Annotated in this window: 18 protein-coding genes and 1 pseudogene; 15 read left to right on the top strand and 4 right to left on the bottom strand. The window is 63.2% G+C overall.

The window, feature by feature from the left end; all coding sequences use genetic code 11:
• Nucleotides 1–24: 24 nt before the first annotated feature.
• The 6 genes from AC5Y49_RS17685 to AC5Y49_RS17660 all read left to right on the top strand — a co-directional run bounded on the left by AC5Y49_RS17685 (nucleotide 25) and on the right by AC5Y49_RS17660 (nucleotide 4,694).
• Nucleotides 25–1,029, top strand: coding sequence for an LLM class F420-dependent oxidoreductase (locus tag AC5Y49_RS17685; protein ID WP_499889330.1), 1,005 nt, complete (start codon nucleotides 25–27; stop codon nucleotides 1,027–1,029).
• The gene (locus AC5Y49_RS17680; RefSeq protein WP_499889328.1) at nucleotides 1,022–1,954 is read left to right on the top strand and encodes an SRPBCC family protein; all 933 of its coding nucleotides are present in this window, start codon (nucleotides 1,022–1,024) and stop codon (nucleotides 1,952–1,954) included. Before AC5Y49_RS17685 ends, AC5Y49_RS17680 begins: the two co-directional genes overlap by 8 nt.
• A complete protein-coding gene (locus tag AC5Y49_RS17675) occupies nucleotides 1,951–3,120 on the top strand; it encodes a zinc-dependent alcohol dehydrogenase (protein WP_499889326.1) in 1,170 nt (389 codons plus the stop codon). The genes AC5Y49_RS17680 and AC5Y49_RS17675 overlap by 4 nt, the downstream gene beginning before the upstream one ends.
• A gap of 20 nt (nucleotides 3,121–3,140) precedes the next feature.
• Nucleotides 3,141–3,701 carry a type 1 glutamine amidotransferase domain-containing protein gene (locus AC5Y49_RS17670; protein ID WP_499889324.1) on the top strand — a complete coding sequence of 187 codons (561 nt, stop codon included), beginning with the start codon at nucleotides 3,141–3,143 and terminating at the stop codon, nucleotides 3,699–3,701.
• 82 nt (nucleotides 3,702–3,783) lie between these two features.
• Nucleotides 3,784–4,482: a HemK2/MTQ2 family protein methyltransferase gene (locus tag AC5Y49_RS17665; protein ID WP_499889320.1), complete on the top strand. Its 699-nt coding sequence runs from the start codon at nucleotides 3,784–3,786 to the stop codon at nucleotides 4,480–4,482.
• The gene (locus AC5Y49_RS17660; RefSeq protein ID WP_499889318.1) at nucleotides 4,479–4,694 is read left to right on the top strand and encodes a CDGSH iron-sulfur domain-containing protein; all 216 of its coding nucleotides are present in this window, start codon (nucleotides 4,479–4,481) and stop codon (nucleotides 4,692–4,694) included. The genes AC5Y49_RS17665 and AC5Y49_RS17660 overlap by 4 nt, the downstream gene beginning before the upstream one ends.
• Here AC5Y49_RS17660 and AC5Y49_RS17655 read toward each other — a convergent pair.
• Nucleotides 4,674–5,633, bottom strand: coding sequence for an iron-containing redox enzyme family protein (locus tag AC5Y49_RS17655; RefSeq protein WP_499889549.1), 960 nt, complete (start codon nucleotides 5,631–5,633; stop codon nucleotides 4,674–4,676). The two genes, AC5Y49_RS17660 and AC5Y49_RS17655, sit on opposite strands and share 21 nt — an antisense overlap.
• Nucleotides 5,634–5,811: 178 nt before the next feature.
• Nucleotides 5,812–6,732, bottom strand: coding sequence for a LysR family transcriptional regulator (locus AC5Y49_RS17650; protein ID WP_499889317.1), 921 nt, complete (start codon nucleotides 6,730–6,732; stop codon nucleotides 5,812–5,814).
• A gap of 485 nt (nucleotides 6,733–7,217) precedes the next feature.
• Between AC5Y49_RS17650 and AC5Y49_RS17645 the strand changes: the two genes are divergently transcribed.
• The 3 genes from AC5Y49_RS17645 to AC5Y49_RS17635 all read left to right on the top strand — a co-directional run bounded on the left by AC5Y49_RS17645 (nucleotide 7,218) and on the right by AC5Y49_RS17635 (nucleotide 11,999).
• Complete coding sequence (locus AC5Y49_RS17645; protein WP_499889315.1) at nucleotides 7,218–8,879, top strand: molybdopterin-dependent oxidoreductase; 1,662 nt, start codon at nucleotides 7,218–7,220, stop codon at nucleotides 8,877–8,879.
• Between the two features lie 256 nt (nucleotides 8,880–9,135).
• Nucleotides 9,136–10,182: a glucose 1-dehydrogenase gene (locus tag AC5Y49_RS17640; RefSeq protein WP_499889313.1), complete on the top strand. Its 1,047-nt coding sequence runs from the start codon at nucleotides 9,136–9,138 to the stop codon at nucleotides 10,180–10,182.
• Entirely contained in the window at nucleotides 10,182–11,999 is a 1,818-nt protein-coding gene (locus tag AC5Y49_RS17635; protein ID WP_499889311.1) for a glycoside hydrolase family 15 protein, read from the top strand. Before AC5Y49_RS17640 ends, AC5Y49_RS17635 begins: the two co-directional genes overlap by 1 nt.
• 7 nt (nucleotides 12,000–12,006) lie before the next feature.
• Here AC5Y49_RS17635 and AC5Y49_RS17630 read toward each other — a convergent pair whose 3' ends face one another.
• Entirely contained in the window at nucleotides 12,007–13,380 is a 1,374-nt protein-coding gene (locus AC5Y49_RS17630; RefSeq protein WP_499889308.1) for an HNH endonuclease signature motif containing protein, read from the bottom strand.
• A 140-nt stretch (nucleotides 13,381–13,520) separates the two neighbouring features.
• Nucleotides 13,521–15,314, bottom strand: coding sequence for a thiamine pyrophosphate-requiring protein (locus AC5Y49_RS17625; RefSeq protein WP_499889306.1), 1,794 nt, complete (start codon nucleotides 15,312–15,314; stop codon nucleotides 13,521–13,523).
• A gap of 324 nt (nucleotides 15,315–15,638) precedes the next feature.
• On the opposite strand from AC5Y49_RS17625, the gene AC5Y49_RS17620 reads away from it, so the two are divergent.
• The 6 genes and pseudogenes from AC5Y49_RS17620 to AC5Y49_RS17595 all read left to right on the top strand — a co-directional run.
• Complete coding sequence (locus tag AC5Y49_RS17620) at nucleotides 15,639–16,544, top strand: HipA domain-containing protein (protein ID WP_499889304.1); 906 nt, start codon at nucleotides 15,639–15,641, stop codon at nucleotides 16,542–16,544.
• On the top strand, nucleotides 16,531–17,295 hold the full coding sequence (locus AC5Y49_RS17615; protein ID WP_499889303.1) for a hypothetical protein: 765 nt from the start codon (nucleotides 16,531–16,533) through the stop codon (nucleotides 17,293–17,295). Before AC5Y49_RS17620 ends, AC5Y49_RS17615 begins: the two co-directional genes overlap by 14 nt.
• A gap of 398 nt (nucleotides 17,296–17,693) precedes the next feature.
• Complete coding sequence (locus AC5Y49_RS17610) at nucleotides 17,694–19,475, top strand: ATP-dependent nuclease (RefSeq protein WP_499889302.1); 1,782 nt, start codon at nucleotides 17,694–17,696, stop codon at nucleotides 19,473–19,475.
• A pseudogene (locus AC5Y49_RS17605) lies at nucleotides 19,472–19,924 on the top strand (UvrD-helicase domain-containing protein); the annotation flags it as partial. The gene AC5Y49_RS17610 and the pseudogene AC5Y49_RS17605, both read left to right, overlap by 4 nt.
• Nucleotides 19,925–20,227: 303 nt before the next feature.
• On the top strand, nucleotides 20,228–20,941 hold the full coding sequence (locus AC5Y49_RS17600; protein WP_499889565.1) for an ATP-binding domain-containing protein: 714 nt from the start codon (nucleotides 20,228–20,230) through the stop codon (nucleotides 20,939–20,941).
• A 189-nt stretch (nucleotides 20,942–21,130) separates the two neighbouring features.
• Nucleotides 21,131–22,486: type I restriction-modification system subunit M (locus tag AC5Y49_RS17595; RefSeq protein WP_499889300.1), on the top strand; the 1,356-nt coding region annotated here is incomplete at its 3' end.

Here is a 22,486-nt window from a genome sequence, read left to right as displayed (position 1 = left end):
GCCGTGCTGGGGTACCCGTCTGGAATGACGCGGTTCGGCTACACCCTGTTGACAGAACAGAATGGCCCGAAAGACCTTGTCCGATATGCGATTTCGGCTGAACGTCGAGGTTTCGACTTCGAGGTCTGCAGTGACCACTTCTCGCCGTGGCTCTCGTCGCAAGGACACGCCCCCAACGCCTGGGCAGTACTGGGAGCGGTCGCACATGCCACCGAACGGGTGGATCTGTACTCGTATGTGACCTGTCCGACGATCCGATACCACCCGGCGGTCGTCGCGCAGCAGGCCGCGACCGTGCAGATCCTTGCCGACGGCCGGTTCACCCTCGGGCTGGGCAGCGGCGAGAACCTCAACGAGCACGTCGTCGGCCAGGGCTGGCCGGCGCTCAAGCAGCGCCAGGACATGCTGGGCGAAGCGATCGAGATCATCCGCGCGTTGTTCGGTGGCGAGTTGGTCGATTGGCGCGGGGACTACTACCAGGTGGACTCGGCACGACTGTGGGATCTGCCTGATGATCCGATCGGCATCGCGGTGGCGATGACCGGCGAACGGTCGATCGGCAAGTTCGCCACCCTCGCCGACCACCTGATCGCGGTGCAGCCCAGCGGAGACCTGGTCCGTGACTGGCACTCCGCGCGTCAGGCCGTCGGGATGGCCGGTGGCGGCCGGGTCGTCGGGCAGATACCGGTGTGCTGGGACCCGGACCGCGACGCCGCGGTGCAACGCGCCCACGAGCAGTTCCGCTGGTTCGGCGGGGGCTGGCATGTCAACTCCAACCTGCCGACGACGGCGGGTTTTGCCGCCGCCACCCAGTTCGTCCGCCCCGAGGACGTCGCCGAGAGCATTCCCTGCGGGCCGGACCTCGACGCGATCGTCGACGCGGTTCGGGCCTATTGGGAATCCGGGTTTACCGACGTCGCTTTGGTGCAAATCGGTGGCGAGGCACAAGACCTGTTCTTCAAAGAGGCCGCCGAGCCGTTGCTCGAGGCGCTACGGGCAGCCGCCAACCAAGGGGACGGTGATGACTAATCCGTCGTTTGCGAACGGCACAGCTCTGCTGGTGAAGGGGCTCGGGGGAGCGAGTGTGGTGCTGGGCCTCAGTGAATTGCTGGCACCGGCGCAGGTTGCCGGGGTGGCCGGTGTGGACGACACCGATCGAACGCGGTCGGTGATCCGGGCGCTGGGCCTGCGTGAATGCGGACACGGCGCCGCGCTGCTGTTCGGGCCGGAGAAGCTGGTATGGACCCGCGTCGCCGGCGACGTCCTGGATCTGGCGTTGCTGGGTGTCGGGGTGGCCAATCGGGGACCGGGGCGGCGGAAGCGGGGCGCGATCGCGGCGGCCGCACTGGCCGGCATCGGTGCTGCCGACCTGTACGCGGCGCTGCGCACCAGTCGCGACGGTGGTGGACGACACGCCAACGGGCCGCGCCATCAGACGTTGCGGGCAGCGGTCACGGTGCGACGCCCGCCCGCGGACGTTTACCGGTTTTGGCGCGACCTGGAGAACCTGCCGTCATTCATGTATCACCTGAAGTCGGTGACCGCCGGATCAGACGGTGGTACGCACTGGGTGGCCAACGCGCCCATGGGCCAGTCGGTGGAGTGGGACGCGCAGATCACCGACGACGAGCCCGACACCCGCATCGCATGGCAGTCGCTGCCGGGCTCAGCCATCGAAAACGGTGGCAGCGTCGAGTTCACGCCCGCGCCGGGCGGCACCGACACCGAGGTGCGGGTGACGATGAGCTATCGCCTGCCGGGCGGCGCGCTGGCCAAGGCGGCGGCAACCGTATTCGGCGAGTCGCCGGACCAACAAGTCAACGACGACCTTCGTCGTTTCAAGCAGATCCTGGAGACCGGGCAGGTTACGCGTTCGGATGGATCGCCGGAAGGTACTACCGCGCGCAGGCAAATGCATCAGCAGAGCGGGCAGCCGAAGGGAGCCGACCGATGAAGGCCACGGTGTGGGCCGGACGTAACACCGTGGAGGTGCAGTCGGTTCCCGATCCGAAGATTCTCAACGAGCGCGACGCGATCGTGCGCGTCAGTTCGACGGCAATCTGCGGTTCGGACTTGCACATCTACGACGGCTACATTCCGACCGTCAAGCACGGCGACATCCTCGGGCACGAATTCATGGGCGAGGTCGTCGAAGTCGGCAAGGCGGTGACCAAACTGGCGCTGGGCGATCGGGTGGTGGTGCCGTTCCCGATTGCATGCGGTGCGTGCTCGGCGTGTGAGCGCGACCTGTACTCGCTGTGCGAGAACTCGAACCCGAACGCGGGCATCGCCGAGAAGCTGATGGGCCACTCACCTGCCGGGCTGTTCGGCTACTCGCACATGCTGGGCGGATTCGCCGGCGGGCAGGCCGAATACGCGCGGGTGCCGTTTGCCGATGTAGGCCCGCTGAAGATCGAGGATGACCTCACCGACGAACAGGTGCTGTTCTTGTCGGACATCTTTCCGACCGGCTACATGGGTGCCGAGATGTGCGACATCACGCCGGGTGATGTGGTCGCAGTCTGGGGTGCCGGCCCGGTAGGACTGTTCGCGATGGCGAGTGCTTATCTGCTGGGCGCTTCGAAAGTCATTGCGATTGACCGGGTTCCGTATCGGTTGGAGTTGGCCGAAGAACTACAGGCGGTACCGCTCAACTTCGCCGAGACGTCGGTGCTCGAAGAGCTCCGCGACATGACCGCCGGGCGTGGTCCGGACCACTGTATCGATGCGGTCGGTTTGGAGGCCCGTAACGGGTCCACCGTGGTGGACGCCTATGACCGGGTGAAACAGGCTGCTCGGCTGGAAACCGAACGGCCCCATGCCTTGCGGGAAGCGGCGATGAGTTGCCGTAACGGTGGCACGATCTCGATCGTCGGGGTCTATGGCGGGCTGATGGACAAGTTCCCCATCGGGGCGATCATGAATCGGTCGCTGACCATCAAAACCGGACAATGCCACGTGCAGCGGTATATGCGACCGCTGCTCGAGCGGATCCGCAACGGCGAGGTCGATCCGACGTTCTTGGTCACCCACCGGCTTTCGCTCGACGAGGCGCCACACGGATACGAGATCTTCAAACACAAGCGCGACAACTGCACCAAGGTCGTGCTCAAACCCTAAGACAACGAAGGAGAACCGCTATGTCACATGATCAGATGCAAGGCAAGAAGGTCGCCTTTCTGGCAGCGGACGGCGTAGAAAAGGTCGAACTCGAACAGCCGCGCGCGGCGCTGGAAGACGCAGGTGCGCAGACCCAGTTGCTGTCGCTGAAATCTGGCGAAATCGAGGCGCGGAACCATGATTTGGAGCCGGCGGGGACATTTCCCGTTGACCGGGCGGTCAAGGATGTGTCGGTCGAGGATTTCGACGCGCTGGTGTTGCCCGGCGGCACCGTCAACCCGGACAAGCTGCGGATGGACGATTCGGCGGTCTCGTTCGTGCGGGACTTCGTGACGTCGGGAAAGCCGGTCGCGGCAATCTGCCACGGCCCGTGGACGTTGGTGGAGGCCGGGGTGGCCAAGGGGCGCACGCTGACGTCGTATCAGAGCATTCGCACCGATCTGCGCAATGCCGGCGCCAATGTCGTCGACGAGGAGGTCGTCGTCGATGGGAATCTGATCACCAGCCGTTCGCCGTCCGATCTGCCGGCGTTCTGTTCAACGATTGTTGAAAAATTCGCTCACGCACCCACGGGCGCCTGATCGGCCCTGGTTTCAACAGCATGGTTTGCGGGCATAGTCACGCCAGCCGCGATCGACGTGGCAACGTGTCGAAAGGCCGCAGGTGACCACTTCTTACTTGGCGCCGCCCGTAACGGATTCGCTGGCCGCCGACGGCGTGTATCCGCCGCAACAGGACTCGCAGCTTCTCGTCGACACCATGGAAGCCACCGCGCTCGTACCGGGGCGCCGGGTACTGGATCTGTGTACCGGCAGCGGTTACATCGCGATCGCCGCTGCCGAATTGGGGGCAGCCAGTGTGACCGCATTCGACATTTGTCCCCACGCTGTGGCGTGTTCGCGAGGAAATGCGGTGCATGCCGGTGTCGATGTGGACGTGCGGGAAGGGTCTTGGATCGGTGCGCTCAACTGCGCACCCTTCGAGGTGATCATGTCCAATCCGCCGTATGTGGCGACCCCCCCGGCGGGCGACAGCGAGGCGATCCCGAAATGCGCTGGCCCTGAATGGGCGTGGAACGCCGGAGTGGATGGGCGGCTGATACTGGATCCGCTGTGTGAGTCCGCATCTCGGTTGCTCTGCGAGGGCGGCTCCATGCTGCTGGTGCACTCCAGCTTATCGGGCGTCGACGAGACGCTCGAGGCATTGCGATCAACCGGCTTAAGTGCTCGAGTCATTGCCTCCCAATGGATTCCGTTTGGACCGGTGATGTCGGCCCGGGCAAGCTGGTTAGAAGACACCGGCCGCATTCGGCGCGGATGCCGTGCGGAGGAACTCGTGGTTATCCGGGCGGACAAGCCGTGACCGGCTGTACGCGGGTACAGGTGGTGCCCAACGGGCCGGTGCTGATAGCCGGGCCGGTGCGCATCGAGATGCCCGACGGTGATGTCGTCGAATCCGATCGGTTCATGGTGGCCGTCTGCACCTGTCGGCGCAGCAAGAACTACCCGCTGTGCGACACCAGCCACCGACGCTGTCGCCGCACGCAGTCAGCGTCAACCGAGCGGTCGTCGTAGCGAGCTCTGGCCGGCTTTCCACGCCGCCACCATGGCGTCACCGAGACGGTCTTCAATCATCGCGTGGGCGCGGATCCCGAACACCACGTCGCAGTCCAACTGCGGCTCCCGGCCGACCAAGTCGCCGACCACGTCGATGCGCACCACCTGCTCGTGCACGGCGTCGGCCTCGACGTGCTCGCTGTAGAACTTCACACACTCCGCGGGTGCCCCGAGTCGCTGGAGGGCCTCCACCAGTCGGCGCGAACCCGGTGGAGAGGTGATTTCCGTCGACGCGAAATGCCCGATCGCCGCACCGCGTAACCGGCGGTGCAGACCGAACAGCGACATCAGGTTCACCACTGCCAGCGATTCGGCCGGAACCGCGTCCAGGTAGGCCAGATACGTCGAGTCCAAGCCTGCGGCGGTCAGCAGGTTCGCGAACAACTGTTGATGGACTCGCGGACCCTGTCCGGCGCCGTACTCATCGAATTCGACCGCCACGAACGAGGCCTTGGCCTGGCCGGTAAGGCGCGGAATAGCCCAGGCGTGCGGATCGCCCTCTTTGAGGTGATACAGCGACCGATGCACGAAGTATTCGCACATCTGCGCCCAGGTTCCGTTGTCGCGCAGCCAGTATGACGGGCCAGTGCCGTCGACGGTTTCGACTGAGAGGGCGTCCATTTCGGCTGCCGCGGTGTGGTCGGGGTCGATCGGACCGACGTCTCGTTGCACGGCCGCCAGGAAAGCCCGCTCCAACTGGCCACGCAGGTGCAACAGTCCGGGATTCCACTCCCAGGTCGGGTCGACGCCGGCGAAGCCGCGGTAGTGCAGCTCGTAGCACATGTACAGCGCCAGCTGCAGGTCCAGACCGTAGGGATCCGATTCCCGCACCGAAGCTCCGATGCGGACCAACTGGTCCCGCGGCGCCGGTTCGGTGAGAGTGCGCCGCACCGCCATCGACAGCGGTCCATGCGCTGCGGGCAGCCTGGGTTCGACCGTTGCTTCTGCCTGGGTCACGCCGGGGTTTACCCCGATTTGCGCACCGGCCAAACGGAGTCGCGGGGTTTCTCGTCGCGCCCGCCGAACTGCTTGCGCATCGCCGACAGCGCCGAGGTCAGCACCGGCGCGGGCCCGATTACGCGGGTTCCGGTAAAGCCGATTCGTTCGTGCATCCTTGCGCTGCGGGGCGGAGATATTCCCGAAGCAGGTCGAGGAAGGCCGTGGCGGCCGGAGAATGCGGGCGCTCGGCCGTCGTGACCACGACAAGTTCCCACGGGATGGCAGGTTCGGTGCTCACAGTGGCGACACGATCTGAGCTTCGTGCTAACGATGGGGGCAGAAACGCGATGCCCAACCCGCTGCCGACGAGGTCGAGCAGGTCGCTAAGACTATCAGTCTCGCAGCATATGTTGCGGTGGAGACCGACAGCGGCACAGCTGGCGTCGACGCGGGCGCGGATCGCAAATTCCGTTGGGCATCCTACGAAGTCGCGGCCCACGAGGTCGGCGAGTGCGACGACCTGCTCGGCCGCGAGGGGGTCGTCGCGTGATACGGCAAGTACCAGGGATTCGGCCCCCAACGACAGTTCTTCAATACGACGTGGATCGAACGGGCGGTTGACGAAAGCCAGGTCCAGGCTGCCATCGACCGTGCCACGGACCAGGCCATCCACGGTGCTGTGATGCAGAGTCAAGCTGATACCGGGAAAGCGCTCGTGATACTGCGCGAGCAGTGAGGACAGGTTGACGACGCTGATTGCTTGAACGACACCGATGGCCAGGCGCCCGCGCAGTAGGCCGCGCACCGCGTCAACGGCCGCACGGGCATCGTCAGCGGCCGCTAATGCTCTCCGCGCGGCCGGCAGCAGTGCACGCCCCGCGGCTGTGAGTTCCACCCGGCGATTGTTGCGAATCAGCAGGGCGGTGCCGAGCTCACGTTCAAGACAACCGATCGAGGCGGACAGGGTTGACTGCACGACGTGAACCCGCGCGGCGGCACGGGTGAACTGCCTTTCCTCCGCGACGGCCACGAAATGCGTCAGCTGCCGCAAGTCCATGCATCGATAGTAATGATTTCGCCCATCGAAATTAACTGTCGAAAAGACCGCCGCGACAGTGGAGGCAGTGGCCGGGACTCGCTATCGTCGAGTCAGAACCTGCGAACCAGCGGGGGCTTATGCGCGAACGCGATCACCAACTGCTTTGTCGCTCAGCTACTTTGATGTTGTTGCGGCTGGCTGAGCGTGCCTTCAAAAAATAAGGGCCGCTTCGATGGGCGCAGCAGTTGCGGACGGTTCGCATCATCCGTCTATCCGTTTTATCAGGGAGATGTCGTCCGGCGATCACGTCTCAGGGCCGGCTCCGTAATCCCGAGAGGCACGTCGTAGGGAACAGAGTGACTGAGAGTTTGCAACGCGGCAATGATTCGGCCGCCACCGGTCGTCCCGAATCACCGCTCTATCAGCGACGGAGCCGGCGAGCATTCGATCGTCGCATCAATCTCGGTTCCTGGGCAGGCGGATTACCGCAAGAAAAGGCTCGGGTGCCCGACGTCCGGATCGGTCGATGCTGGTACAGCACGCTGTGGCTGATCCCGATCAGCGTCGCCGGGTTACTGATAATGGTGGCGCTGGCCCAGCAGCTGCGCCAGTACGACTGGATGAAGAATTTCATCGAGACCTATCCCGGCACATCGGCTACCTATGCGCCGGCTGTCACCACAGGATTCCCGGCATGGTTACGCTGGCAGCATCTGTTCAACATCATCTTCATGATGTTCTTGATGCGGGCCGGGATACAGATCCTGGCCGATCATCCCCGGCTGTATCTTAACTCCGGCTGCAAGCCGGGCACCGCATGGCTGCGGATGCGCGATCCGGTCCCGCCGGACCGCATGGACGAAGACGATGCGGCTCGGATATGGACGGCAAAAGACGATTCGGTCGCCGTCCCGAAATGGTTGGGAATACCTGGCTTTCGGCATTCGATTGGGTTAGCGCGGTGGTGGCACTTCAGCTTTGATTTATTGTGGCTGGTCAACGGCCTGGTGTTCTATGTGCTGATGTTCGGCACCGGGCAATGGCAGCGCATCGTGCCACGCTCCTGGGAGGTGCTTCCCAACGCATTGTCGACTGGAGTGCAGTACGCGTCGTTGGACTTCCCAACCAACGAAGGTTTTACCAACTACAACGGATTACAGATCGTCGCCTACTTCACCACGGTGCTGGTTGCTGCGCCGCTGGCGTTTGTCACCGGTCTATTGCAGGCGCCCGCGATTGCCGCCCGGTTCGGATTTGGGCGGGGCGTCCTCAACCGTCAAGTCGCGCGCACCGTGCACTTCGCGATTTTGTTGTGGATGGTCTTTTTCATCGCAGTCCACACGGTGATGGTTTTCATCACCGGGTTCGTGGGAAATCTGAATCACATTGTATTGGGGACGAACACCGAATCATATTGGGCGCTAGTCGTTTACATCGTGGCGATGGCCATCATTATCGGATTGTGGTTGGTTGCCTCGCCGATCACCATCCGTTATCCCGGCGTCGTTCAAGTCGTCGGTCGGTGGGCCGTGGGCTGGATCAAGGCGTTCATGGAATGGGCGCATCCGAAGGCCACCTACTCAGAAAAAGATATCTCACCGTACTTCTGGCCGAATGGTCACATACCCACCTCCGACCACTACAACTACTTGCTGTCCACCAACTGGTCGGAATGGTCGCTGCGCATCCATGGGCTGGTGGAGAACCCGGTGATGTTCTCCTACAAGGATATTCGTGCGTTGACGAAACATGAACAAATCACCCAGCATTACTGCATCCAAGGCTGGTCAGGGGTGGCCAAATGGGGTGGGGTGCGCATGTCCGACATCCTCGATATCGTCCGCCCTTTACCGTCGGCGCGCTGGGTGGTGTTCTACTCCATGGCGGACGCGGGTCCCGACCCCGAGGAAGGCAGATACTACGACTGCCACAAGATCGGGCACATGCGCGAGCAGACATGCCTGCTGGCGTACGAGATGAACGGTCAAGCCCTCAACGAAACACACGGTGCGCCGCTTCGCCTGCGCAATGAGCGCGAGATCGGTTTCAAGCAAGTCAAATGGATCGACAGGATCGAGTTCGTGCAAAGCTTCGCCCATCTCGGGTTGGGCCAAGGCGGGTCGCACGAGGACTACGAGTTTTTCGGCTACCGGATGCCGATCTGATCGCTTGTCGATGCCGTCTTGGTTGTCCCGCGCATTGGTCCCCATCAGAGGAATCGAACGAAAGGTGAACGAGTGCATATCGATTGGCGCCGATTCCGATCTGCCGAAACTGGGCCGACTTCGACTGTGCGCGCCGGGCAGGAGCACCTATGCGAGACCGGCCCCGATGAACGTCCCCGAACTGGAGGCATTGTCACGTCCAGCGCGGGGTATCACCTGTGACGAAAAGTTGGTACTTAGTGAAGGAGGAGCTGGTATGCGCGCATTGACCGTGCAGCCGGGCCACAAGGGCTCGCTGAGCGTGTCCGACGTGCCCGACCCCACCCCGGCCGACGGCGAACTACTGGTCGACGGCATCGCGATGGGGGTTTGCGGCACCGACAAGGAGATCGTCTCCGGCGAGTATGGCTGGGCACCGCCGAGCTCGTCGCGCCTGGTCCTCGGCCATGAATCGCTCGGCCGGGTGCGTCAGGCACCGGCATCAAGCAGCTTCTCGGCCGGTGATCTGGTGGTCGGCGTGGTGCGCCGGCCCGACCCCGAACCGTGCGGCGCGTGTGCGCACGGTGAGTTCGACATGTGCCGCAATGGCCGTTACCGCGAGCGGGGCATCAAGGAGCTGGACGGCTACGGGAGCCAAGCGTGGTGTGTGGAACCCGATTACGCGGTGCGGCTCGATCCGTCGCTGGAGCGTGTCGGCATGCTGCTGGAGCCGACGACAGTGGTGGCCAAGGCCTGGGAGCAGGTGGAGCGGATCGGCAGCCGCGGCTGGTTCGAACCGAAACGGGCACTGGTGACCGGCGCCGGACCGATCGGCTTGTTGGCGGCGCTGATCGGTGTGCAACGCGGTTTGGACACGCACGTGCTGGACCGGGTGACCGACGGCCCGAAGCCGAAGCTGGTCACATCGCTCGGCGCTACCTACCACCACGAGGACATCGAGTCGGTGGCCAAACAATTGCGGCCCGACGTCGTCATCGAGGCCACCGGTGTGGGCAGCATCGTCTTCGGCGCGCTGATGAACACCGAAACCTACGGCATCACCTGCCTGACCGGCGTCTCGTCAGGCGGGCACAGCATTGACGTCGACGCCGGGCTGGTGAACCGTGACATCGTGCTGGAGAACGACGTGGTGGTCGGCTCGGTCAACGCCAACCTGCGCCACTACCAGCAGGGCGCCGAGGTGCTGGCCCGCGCCGACAACGACTGGCTGGAGGGCCTGGTCACCCGCCGCGTCCCGTTGGAGCATGCAGCGGACGCATTCCAGCCGGCTGACGGCGACGTGAAGGTGGTTATCGAACTCTGATGGCTCGAATCGAGGATTATGCGCTACTCGGCGATCTGCACACCGCCGCCCTGCTGAGCCGTGACGGCAGCATCGACTGGTTGTGCCTGCCGCGGTTCGACTCCGGTTCGTGCTTTGCGGCGCTGCTGCACGACGAGTCCGCCGGTCACTGGCGACTGGCGCCGGCCTCGGGTGGGCCGGCGACGCGGCGCGCCTATCGCGACGACACCTTGATCATGGACACCGAGTGGGACACCGACGAAGGGTCGGTGCGAGTCACCGATTTCATGCCGCCGCGCGGTGAAGCCGCCGACGTGGTGCGCATTGTCGAAGGGCTGTCCGGGCGGGTGTCGATGCGGATGCACCTGGTGATCCGGTTCGATTACGGCAATGTCGTGCCCTGGATTCGGCGAAGCGAGGACGGTCTGATCGCCATTGCCGGTCCCGACACCTTGTGCCTGACCACGCCCGCCGACGTACGCGGCGACCACATGTCCACGGTCGCCGAATTCGAGGTGGCCGCCGGCGACAAGGTGCCGTTCGTGCTGACCCACGTGTCGTCGCACCGTCCGCATGCCGTGCGGGCACACGCCGACCGGGCACTGTCCGACACCGAAGAATTCTGGCGGGACTGGATCGGCCGCTGCAGCTACCGCGGTCCGTACGAAGAGGCGGTTCGCCGCGCCCTGATCACTCTGAAGGCGCTCACCTACGACCCGACCGGCGGGATTCTCGCCGCGGCGACTACGTCGTTGCCCGAAGGTATTGGCGGAGTTCGTAATTGGGACTATCGGTACTGCTGGCTGCGGGATACGACGTTCACCTTGCAGGCGCTGCTGGGCACCGGCTATATCGACGAGGCCAGAGCGTGGCGGGACTGGTTGGTGCGAGCCGTCGCCGGTGATCCGGCGAAGCTGCAGATCATGTACAGCATCGACGGCACCCGCCGGATCCCGGAACTGACACTTGATTGGCTGTCCGGGTACGAGAACTCGGCGCCGGTGCGGATCGGCAATGACGCGGCCGGACAGTTCCAGCTCGACGTGTGGGGCGAGGTGCTCGACGGGCTGCACCTGGCGCGTGAAACCGGGATGCAGGCGGTGGATTCGGCGTGGGACATCCAGCTGGCGTTGCTGGACTTTCTCGAAGGCAATTGGGACCAGCCGGATTCCAGCCTGTGGGAAGTGCGTGGCGACCGACGGCATTTTGTGCATTCGAAGGTGATGGCGTGGGCCGGCGTCGACCGGGCTGTGCACACCGTGGAAACGCAGGGGCTCGACGGCCCGCTCGACACGTGGCGCGACTTGCGGGACCGCATCCACGCCGACGTCTGTGAGCACGGCTACGACGCGGAAAGGCAGACCTTCACGCAGTTCTACGGCTCTCAGGGGCTGGATGCCGCGCTGCTGCTGATACCCCGCGTCGGGTTCTTGCCGTGGGATGATCCGCGGGTCGTCGGCACGGTCGATGCCGTGCGGCGCGAGTTGGCCAGCGAGGGATTCCTGATGCGTTACCGACCCGACGCCGACGGCGGCGTCGACGGCTTGCCTGGCACTGAGGGCACGTTTTTGGCGTGCACGTTCTGGCTCGCTGATGCTTTGCACGGCATCGGCCGCGGTGACGAGGCTCGCGAGCTGTTCGAGAAGCTGCTCGACCTGCGCAACGACGTCGGGCTGCTCAGCGAGGAATACGACACCGGTGCGCAGCGACTGGTCGGCAACACCCCGCAGGCGTTCAGCATGGTCGGATTGGTGAACACCGCGCGACAGCTGAGCGGATCGTCGACGCAGACCGGCGGCAAGGGGGCGGCTACCGCCGCCCCGCGGCCCCAGCACTAGTGAATCGCTACGCCGCCGCTGGATCATCGTCTTCGCCGTCGCGGAGCAGTCGCTCGGGATGATGGTAGGTATTGGTTCTGGGTCGGCCGCGGTCCAGGTGAGGCGGTGGGATCCATTCGGTGTCACCATTTTTGAGTTTGCGGGTGTTCCAGCCGCCAGAGCTGACCAGTTTGTGGTGTGGACCGCAGCACAAGGTGAGATCATCGATGTTGGTTTCCCGGCACTGCGCAAAATCGGTGACGTGATGAGCTTCAGTGAGGTAGCCGGGCACGTCGCAGTTAGGGAATGAACAGCCACGGTCTTTGGCATACAACACAATTCGCTGCCCGGCGCTGGCCAGGCGTTTAGTGTGATACAGCCCGATCGCCTTGCCCTTGTCGAAGATCGCGAGGTAATGATGGGCGTGGGAAGCGAGCCGAATCACGTCACTCATTGGCAGCAGGGTTCCTCCGCCGGTGATCGCTTTGCCGCAACCCGCTTCGAGCTCGGCCAAGGTGGTCGACACAATGATCGACGCTGGTAACCCGTTGTGCGTGCCTAAATCACCGGAGGCCAAAAGCGCACGTCCGGCGGCATTGAGCGCGTCGTGGTTGCGCTGGCCGGTGCTGCGGGTGTCGCGCTCGATGGCCTCTTGAGAGGGGGTGGCGCCCACGCATGGGGCGGGATCGTCGGGGTTGCACATGCCTGGGGCGGCCAACTTCGCCAGGACAGCGTCGATGGTGGCGCGCGCCTCGGGGGTCAAATATCCGGTGATCGGGCTCATGCCGTCGACGTCTTGTTTGCCGATGATCAGACTGCGTCGGCGGGCACGGTCGTTGTCGCTGAAATCGCCGTCGGGGTTGAGGCAGTCGGTGAGTCTGTCGGCCAGCTTGGCCAGTTGGTCGGGCCGAAATTGGCTGCCTTGGCGAGCCAGTTGCGCTTCGGCCTGCTCTCGAGTCTCAATGTCAACCGCGTCGGGCAGCCGGTGGTAGAAGCCGCGGATCACCCGCACGTGACCGTCGCCGATCTCCCCGGCGCGCTGCGCTTCGGCAGTGGCCGGCAGTACCGGCGCCAGCGGCTCACCGGTCATCGCGCGGCGCGGCCCCAAATCGGCGGCATCGCCAATACGTCGGGAGGCTTCGGCGCGAGTAATACGCAACCGCTGCGCCAACGCAAACGGTAACTTGCCGCCCAACTCCGTTTCGTCGGCCTGTTCGGCGACCTTGTTGATCAACGCGTGATCAACCGCCGACATGCTCCGACGGATTCGTTCCCAACGCTCCAGCAGCGCCAAACACTCTGGAGTGGTCAACCCATCAAACGACAGGTCCACAGCGAGTCGCATGTCGGCGTCGGCGGCGTCGAAGATCCCGACGATCTCGTCCCAACTATTCGCTCGCATGTTCGAATAGTAGCGCCACCGGCCGACAACCTACGGCTCCAGCCGCCAAGTCTGTGGATAGAGGGCCGACTGTGGACAACCGGTTGAAACCAAGTGACGCAAGTGGTTTCAGTTAGCTAAGCCAGCGTCGGCAAACCCCGCTATTTGCGTCGGCGCGGGATGAACTCCTGAGCCTTGACTTTGATGCCTTCCCTGAGCATGCCGAGGGTGTCCTCGTCGCCCTTGAGCACCGCGGTGGCGGCGGCCTTCATCTGATCGAAGGTCGCATGTGGCGGCACCGGCGGGATGTTGGGGTCACAATGCACGTCGAGCACCGTCGGGCGATCCGCCCGCAGCGCCTGATCCCACGCCGATGCGATCTGATCGGGATCGGTCAACGTCGCCGACGCCAGACCCAAGCTGGCTGCGAAGCCTGCGTAGTCTACCGTTGGAATAGTCTGGGACTCAGGGAATTTCGGCGCGCCGGACATCGCCCGCATCTCCCATGTCACCTGGTTGAGGTCGTTGTTGTGCAGAACCGCGACGACCAGCCGGGGGTCAGCCCATTCCTCCCAGTAGTGCGCGATCGTGATCAACTCGGCCATCCCGTTCATCTGCATCGCACCGTCACCGGCGAACACAATCACCGGCCGGTCAGGGTTAGCGAACTTGCCGCCGATGCCATAGGGCACGCCGGGGCCCATTGTGGCGAGGTTCCCCGACAGGGAGCCGCGCATGTTGCCGCGAAACTTCAGCTGGCGCGCATACCAATTCGCCGACGACCCCGAGTCGGCGGTGACGATCGCGTTGTCGGGCAGCTTGGGTGACAACTCGGAGAAAAGCCGCATCGGGTTGATCGGATCGGCGGACACGTTGGCTTCCATCTCCATGGTTTCCCACCAACGATTCACGTTCTTCTCGACCGTTTCACGCCAGGACCGATCTGACTTGCGCTGGATCAGCGGTATCAGCGCGCGCACCGTCGCTGCCGCGTCGCCCACCAGGTTCACCTCGTTGGGGTAGCGCATGCCGATCAACGCCGGGTCGATGTCGATCTGCACGCCACGCGCCTGGTCGTATCCCGGCAAGAACTGCGTGTAGGGAAAACTCGATCCGATCGTGAGCAGAGTGTCGCAGTCGCGCATCAACTCCCAGCTCGGACGCGTCCCCAGCAGCCCGATGGAGCCGGTCACCCAAGGCAGCTCGTCGGAGAGCACATCTTTACCCAGCAATGCCTTGGCGACACCCGCCCCGAGCAACTCGGCGAGTTCGGTCACCTCGTCGACCGCCCCCTTCGCGCCGCAACCCACGAGCATGGCGACGCGCTCGCCGGCGTTGAGCACCTCGGCGGCCTGCTGCAACCCGTCCTTCGAGGGCCCGATGTCAGGCCACTCGAACCCCAGACTGGACGGGACCATCTTGAATTCGTGAGTCGGCGGCGAGTATTCGAGCTCCTGCACGTCAGCGGGAATGATGACGGCCGTCACCGTCCGCTTCGTCACCGCTGTGCGGATGGCCCGGTCCAAGACGTTGGGTAGCTGCTCGGGCACGGTGACCATCTGGATGTACTCGCTGGCTACATCTTTGTACAGGCTCATCAGGTCGACTTCTTGCTGATAGGAGCCGCCCATCGCGCTGCGGTTCGTTTGCCCGACGATCGCCAGTACCGGTACCCGGTCGAGCTTGGCGTCATAAAGGCCGTTGAGCAGATGGATGGCGCCGGGGCCCGACGTCGCCGCGCATACTCCGAGCCGGTTAGAGAACTTCGCGTAGCCGACCGCCTCGAACGCGGCCATCTCCTCGTGGCGGGCCTGCACGAACTTCGGCTTGTTGTCCGCCCGACCCCAGGCCGCGAGCAGCCCGTTGATGCCATCGCCGGCGTAGGCGAAAACCTTCTCGATCTCCCAGTCGCGCAGCCGTTCCAGCACGAAGTCGGCAACCAAAGCGCCTGCCATCGCACACCCCATTCCTGTTTTAGGCAGCAGGTAACAGGAAGGTGATTACCCAGGAGGCAGTCGACTTAGACCCACACAAGTCGGGGTGGCGGGATTCGAACCCACGACCTCTTCGTCCCGAACCACGACACCAGCGCGTTTGATTGAGTTGACGGTGTTGGCGTGAGTAAGAAGTCACAGGTCAAAGGTATTGGTTTGGTTGGGTGGCACGGACCGAATGTGGATGTGTTGCGGACTGACTGCGGACTGGCCCTGAAATTAATGTGGGCGCGACAGGCGCCGTCAGCTCGTCTGTCCGGCGCGTATGCCCGGCACAATGAGCTGGTGCTCGAATCCTGGCCGGTCGTTACCGTCGACGATTGGTCGGTCGCCGGTCTGGAGCCCCAGGGCCAGCACCCGCACGATTGGCTGAAGCATCCTTCGCAGAAGCGCACATGGCTCTTCAAGCCGGCGCGACCTGAGCGTGATCGCTCGCTCGGCGAAGACTTAGCGGAGAAACTCGCCAGCGAGTTGGCGCGGCTCGTCGGGATTCCGGCGGCGCCGGTCGAGCTGGCTGTCCGTGATGGGGTGCATGGTGCCCTTATTGAGGACGTGCGGTTGCCGAACTGGGAGCTGCAGGCGGGACAGGCGTTGATGCCCGAGGTTTTGCCGAGCTACGACCCGGACGATCCGGGGCAACGTGGGCACAACGTTCGGACGATCCAGCAGGCGCTTACGCGGTTTGCGATACCTCCCGGCTCAGCGCTCCCGTCCACGTTCCGCGCATTCGATGCTTTCGCCGGCTACCTTGTGTTCGACGCTTTGATCGCCCACGGTGACCGTCACGATCGGAACTGGGCGGTACTCGTGCCACCGCCGGAGACAGACGAGGCGGAAGCGCTGTGCCCATCGTTCGACCACGCGGCCAGCCTCGGGTTCACGCTGACCGACGAGACCCGCGCTCAGCATTTGCGCGACGGGACCGTTCCGCGTTGGGCGAGCCGCGGAAAGGCGTACAGGTTCGAGCATGGTCGGGGTACCCGCTGGCAGACCCTCGTCGAACTGGCGCACTCCGCAACTGCACTCTGCGAGTCAACCACGCGAGATTACTGGCGCAAGCGCATCGTGGCTGTGGACACCGACTCGGTGGTGAGTGTGGTCGCCGCATCGGAGATGTCCGAAATCACGCGCCGCTTCACCGTCGAGCTCATCATGGTCAACCGAGGGAGATTGCTTGATGTCCTCCGCTGAGGTGCTCTCACCGCCTACGAGCCGTGCTGTGCGACGTTTCGCGATTGCCTGGCGCAATCGGCAGCGTCGCGTCATCACACCGGTAGGGGTGCTGGATTATCGGGAAACCGGCTACCGCTTCCAGTACCTGGAAGGAGTAGGGACGTCTGTTGAGGGATTCCGTCCCTTCATCGGGTTCCCAGACCTCAACTACGTTTATGAATCGGACCGGCTCTGGCCCTTCTTCGACCTACGCGTGATGGACCGAAAGCGACCGGACTATCCCCAGTACGTGCGCTGGCTCGGGCTCACAGTCAAGGCATCTCGGCTCGACATACTCAGCCGCAGCGGCGGAGAGCGAAAGGGCGACAGCGTGTTGCTCGCCGAGTCACCCGCCGTCGCCGACGGCGGTGAAACTGAGGCGATCTTCCTTGTTCGCGGGGTTAGTTATGCAGTACGCCAGCACGGCACCGAAGCTGTGGCGGCATCGCTCCAGGCTGGCGACCGCCTCAATCTCATGGACGACTCCACGAACGTAGCGAACCCGCGAGCTCTGCTCCTGGAAACGTCCGACGGTGCACCGGTGGGATGGGTCCCAGACCTACTTGTCGACTACGCCCATCAGGTGCGATCCGGCGGCGGCTTCCTGGACCTGCTACAGAACAACGGGCCCACCGCGCCCTGGCACGCGCGTCTCCTGGTGCGACTGACTGGACGAATCACTCCCGGGGCAGCGATGTTCACCGGCGGCGTGTGGCCGGCGCTCGAATGAGCGCACCCCACTTACACTGAGCGAAGTGCACTCTGATGCGGCCGGTGAAACAAACGGCTTCGGGACCAGCGTTGGAGATGACCTGCGGGTCTGTGCTCTAGTCGAATGGCCCCGGCCTCGCATCTTGCTTGAGGCCGGGGTCTAACGAGTTGAAAATCGATTGGGCAGCCCGCTTCCTCTCGATATTCCTGCTTCCTGCGGCGAGCCAGCTGCTGAGTGTTCGTGACCCGGTGATGCCGACGTGGTGGCCTGTTGATTGGCGTCAGGCCTGCGAACCCGCCCCATGGTGTGTTGGTTGCTCACCCAACTAGACGATCTTGTCGGTCCTCGGTGAGATAGTCGAACGTTGGCGTGGCGCAGACCACGGTGTGATCCGACATGCAGATCGAGGTTTTGAGGTGGATGTACGGCGGGTGGACATTGCTCATTTTCGGGGTATCGAGCATATGTCCTGGCACATTCCGAAAGGGGCGCGCTTCTTAGCGCTGATCGGCCCCGGCGACACTGCAAAATCAACCATCCTTTCCGCGATCGACATGGCCCTCAGCGACCGGTGGAACCTTTCGATCAGCGACACCGACTTCTACCAGGGAGACGTCGAGAAGCCGATCAGCATCCGGGTAGCTCTCAGCGATCTGCCGACCCCGATTCGCCACCACGACATGCTTGGCATGTCGCTCGCGGGGATCGATGAGGCTGGTGAGCTCCACGAGGATCCTGACGACGACCACGACTCTTGCTTGGTCATCGCTCTTGCTGTTGACGAGAACCTAGAGCCCACGTGGACTGCCTATCGGCCGAATAAGCCAGAACCTGTTGTGACCGTGACTGCTGCCGCGAGACGGCTTATCGGCGCCTACAAAGTCGACGAACGAATCGATACTCACCTGAGGTGGTCACGAACGTCCGCACTCGGCCGACTCACCGAGGCAGAGCACGGGGCGGACGAACTTCTCCTCAGGGCCAGCAGGGAGGCACGCAAGGCCGTCTCCGCCGCAATTCCGCCTGAGCTTGCCGAACTCGTTGCTGCTGTCCAGCAGCGTCTTCACGCGCTCGGCAGTGGCGAGTTCAAGAATCTCAAGCCCGGATTAGACCAATCGCTATCCACGTCCACGGGCAACCTTGCCCTCTACGAAGGGCCTGTCCCCCTGAGCAATTTCGGACTGGGCAGCCGACGCCTAGCGGGTGTCGCCGCGCAGCAGATGGCAAACGCAGACAAGGGCATCATTCTGATCGACGAGATCGAGTACGGGCTGGAACCCCATCGCCTCGTCAACCTGCTGACGTGCGTCAAAGACCGGACAGCCTCAGCCTTGGCTATCGCCACCACTCATTCGCCGACCGCACTCCGACATCTCGCCGTCGACGACCTCGGAATCGTGCGCCGCGACAGCAATGGCACTGTGACGGTCAAGTCATTCGCGCCGGATCAGACCGATCTCCAAAAACTGATCCGCCGTTCTCCCGAAGCATTCCTCGCCCGCCGGGTCGTGCTTGCGGAGGGCAAGACCGAGTACGGATTTCTTCTGGAACTCCTCGATCGATGGAATGCCGAGCTCGCCGAGGGCTGCAAACCCTCGTCCGCCGCCATCGGTGCGGTGGCCGTGGAAGGCAGCGGCGGTGACACTATCGAGTGGGCACGAGTTCTGGCTGACGTGGGCTACGACGTCGTTCTCTTCATGGATAGCGACGTGGAGAAGGACCGTGACGCCGCCGATGCACTGGCGGGCAATGGGGTTGCCGTCGTACGGTGGAAAGACGGTTACAACATCGAACTCGCGGTCACCGACACACTTACTGCATCCGAACTCGATGGCCTTATCGGTAAGGCCATCGAGCTATCCGATGACCCGTCTTCGTACCGCAGCAACGTTCTCGATCATCTCCACGCCTACGGCTTGTCCGAGGAGGTGACAACCCTTCGCGTTGAGGAATGGAACGAACTTGGTGTCGGCCTCGATGCCGCCCGCGCGACAGTGGCACGCGCCGCACACAAGCGCAGCTGGTTCAAGAGGGTCGACAAAGGCCGAGCGCTGGCGGCGCTCCTTCTTGAGGCAGAGGGTTACCCGGATTCCGACAGCGCGTTGAAGGTCCAGGAACTACGAGACGCCGTGTTCGCACCAGCTCCCGAGGGGGACACCGGTACCCGCGGTAATCCGTCGAATCTAACCGAACAATGACCACCGCTCGCCTCAGTGATGCGCTGCCATGTTCGGTGGAACTCCCTGCCGGCGGAGGCAAGACCTGGTTGCTCGTCGACACTCTCCGGGAGGTCGCCGCCACGTCCGGCAAGACGCTGGTCCTCACCCATACACACGCGGGCGTTCACTCCATTCGGAACAAGATGCGGATGCTCGGTGTGGCACCTGAAGCCGCCCGCGTGGGCACCATCACCAGCCTCGCTTTCGAACTCGCGCGGAGCTACTCGCGAATCGCCGGACTAGCAGTTCCAGAGACCCCGAATTGGGACGAGTCAGCCCAATACATCGAGGGAGCCTGCCGTGTACTTGGGAACCGGCACATCCGCGATGTTATGGCCAGCAGCTACAGCCACGTCCTGATCGACGAATACCAAGACTGCTCGCTGGCCCAGCACGAACTCATATTGGAGCTTGCCCGTGCCATCCCCGCCTGCGCGGTCTTCGGAGACCGACTGCAGGGCATCTTCGGGTTTCGCGAAGCCATCGTCGATTGGGAGTCAGACGTGCTCCCGCATTTCCCCGCATTTCCCGTTGACTACGTCCCGCATCGTTGGGCCGAGCACAATCAACCCCTCGGCGAATGGCTATACGCGATCAGGGCCCGGCTGCAGCCAGGATCACCGATAACGTTCGACGCAGACCTACCAGTCGGCGTCACTTTCGTCCCAGCAACGCCACAGAGATTTGAGCTTCGGGACGCTGCCCTGCAGTCACGTCCCGACGGTGAATCAGTGGTGATCATCGCGCCACCCGACAGAGGGTCGGCAAGATCGATCGCAAGCCGTCTCAACGGCGCCTACACAACCATGGAGGACATCGGCGGCAACTTCATGATCGAAGCCTTCGTCAAGCTGGAAGCAATCGAACCAGGACAGTTCGCGCTGTGGTTGGCGTGTCTCGCCAAGAAGTGCTTCACCGGTTACACGAAACTCGATCAGACAGTGCTGAAGCGGCTCGAAAAGGGCACGACAGTGTCCAGCCTGACGAGGCTAGGGCTTGAACGCACCCTCGCCGCCCTCGACAGAGTCCTTGCAAATCCGGCGTTCGAAACCCTCGGCGACTCGATGCGCGAAATCCGGGCTGCGAAGGAGGCGCAGCCGCATTCCCGCGAGGCGTGGAATGACATGGCTACGGCGCTGGAGCATTGTGGGTCGGAAGCCGATCGCTCTCCCACGGCCGAGCTTGGCCGCGTTCGTGACCGCCTCCGCCATAGCGGACGTCGGCCGTCAAGGCGCACCGTCTCACGCACTGTCCTCATCAAGGGACTCGAGTATGACCACGTGATCATCTCCGACGTCGATCGACTGACCGATCACTGCAACCTCTACGTCGCCCTCACGCGGGCACGTAAGTCCGTGACCATCATCGGCGGGAGCGCGACGATCACCGTCAGCGAGACCAGGCGGAGCCCGAACCCTCGCAAAATCGCCGGCCGGAAACAGTAATGGTCGAGGCAAGGCACACAGCCCGTGGTTCTCCCTATCGACGGGCTCGGCTTAAGTAATGTCTCGTCGCAAACACGCTGCCAACGAGGGTGATAAGTGAAGTCCACGAAGATGTCCGGGGTCGGCGCGACAGCACTGAGATGCTCCACCGATAGTTACGGTGCTACGACCGTTGCGGAGGCACTGTAGATGGCGCGGCTAACGCTTCCACAGCTGGAGCGCCACCTCTTTTCTGCGGCTGACGTCCTACGCGGGTCCATGGAGGCATCGGCCTACAAGGAATACATCTTCGGCATGCTATTCCTGAAATACGCGTCCGATCAGTTCGCGGCCGAGCGCGAGAAGGTCATCGCCGATCAGCTCGCCAGGGGTCGCAGTCAGTCCGAGGCCGAGAAACGAGCGGAAGACTCTGCCTTCTACGAAACGTTCTACGTGCCCGAGCGTGCCCGCTGGCCGCGCCTGCGTGACCACGCCCACAAGCAGGTTGGCAACGAACTCAACAAGGCCCTGCAGGCCCTCGAGGAACGTAACCCCGCGCTGGAGGGCGTGCTCCAACACATCGACTTCAACCGCAAGGTCGGTCAGTCGTCAATGTCGGACAAGAAGTTGCGTGAGCTCATCATGCATTTCAATAAGGAGTCGCTTCGTCAGGACCGCTTCGAGTTCCCCGACCTACTCGGCGCCGCTTACGAGTATCTGATTCGTGACTTCGCGGACTCCGCAGGTAAGAAGGGCGGAGAATTCTACACACCCCGCGCGGTGGTGCGTCTGATGGTACAGATCGCCGATCCGCGCGAAGGCATGAGTGTCTATGACCCCTGCAGCGGCTCGGGCGGCATGTTGATTCTGTCCAAGGACTACGTCGAGGAGAATGGTGGCAATCGCCGTAACCTTGCGTTGGCCGGTCAGGAGAAAGATGGCAGCGTTTGGGCTATCTCCAAGATGAACTTACTGCTCCACGGCATTCCCGACGCCGACGTACGCAACAACAACGACGGCACCTTGGAGGATCCAGCCCACCTACAGGGCGGTGAGCTGATGCGCTTCGATCGCGTCATCACCAATCCACCGTTCTCGTTGAACTACAACAAGGACGCGATTCCTTTCCCCGAGCGCTTCCGCTACGGATATACGCCCGAGAGCGGGAAGAAGGCCGATCTGATGTTCGTCCAGCACATGTTGGCCGTCACGCGCACAGATGGCATGGTGGCCACGGTTATGCCCCACGGCGTTCTATTCCGTGGCGGTGAGGAAGGCAAGATTCGCAGCCGTCTGCTCGAAGATGACATCATCGAAGCCATCATCGGCCTAGGCCCGCAACTGTTCTACGGCACTGGCATCCCAGCCTGCATTCTCATCTTGCGGCACAAGGACTCCAAGCCGATCGAGCGCCAGGGCAAGGTACTGTTCATTAACGCCGATCGCGACTATCGCGAAGGCCGCGCGCAGAACTTCCTCGAACCCGAGCACATCGAGAAGATTGTTTCGGCTTACCGAATGTTCAGTGACATACCGGCTTTCACACGCATCGTAACGCGGCAAGAG

This window comes from Mycobacterium sp. NGS62 (assembly GCF_059812285.1).
This window is presented reverse-complemented; position numbering and strand designations above follow the sequence as displayed.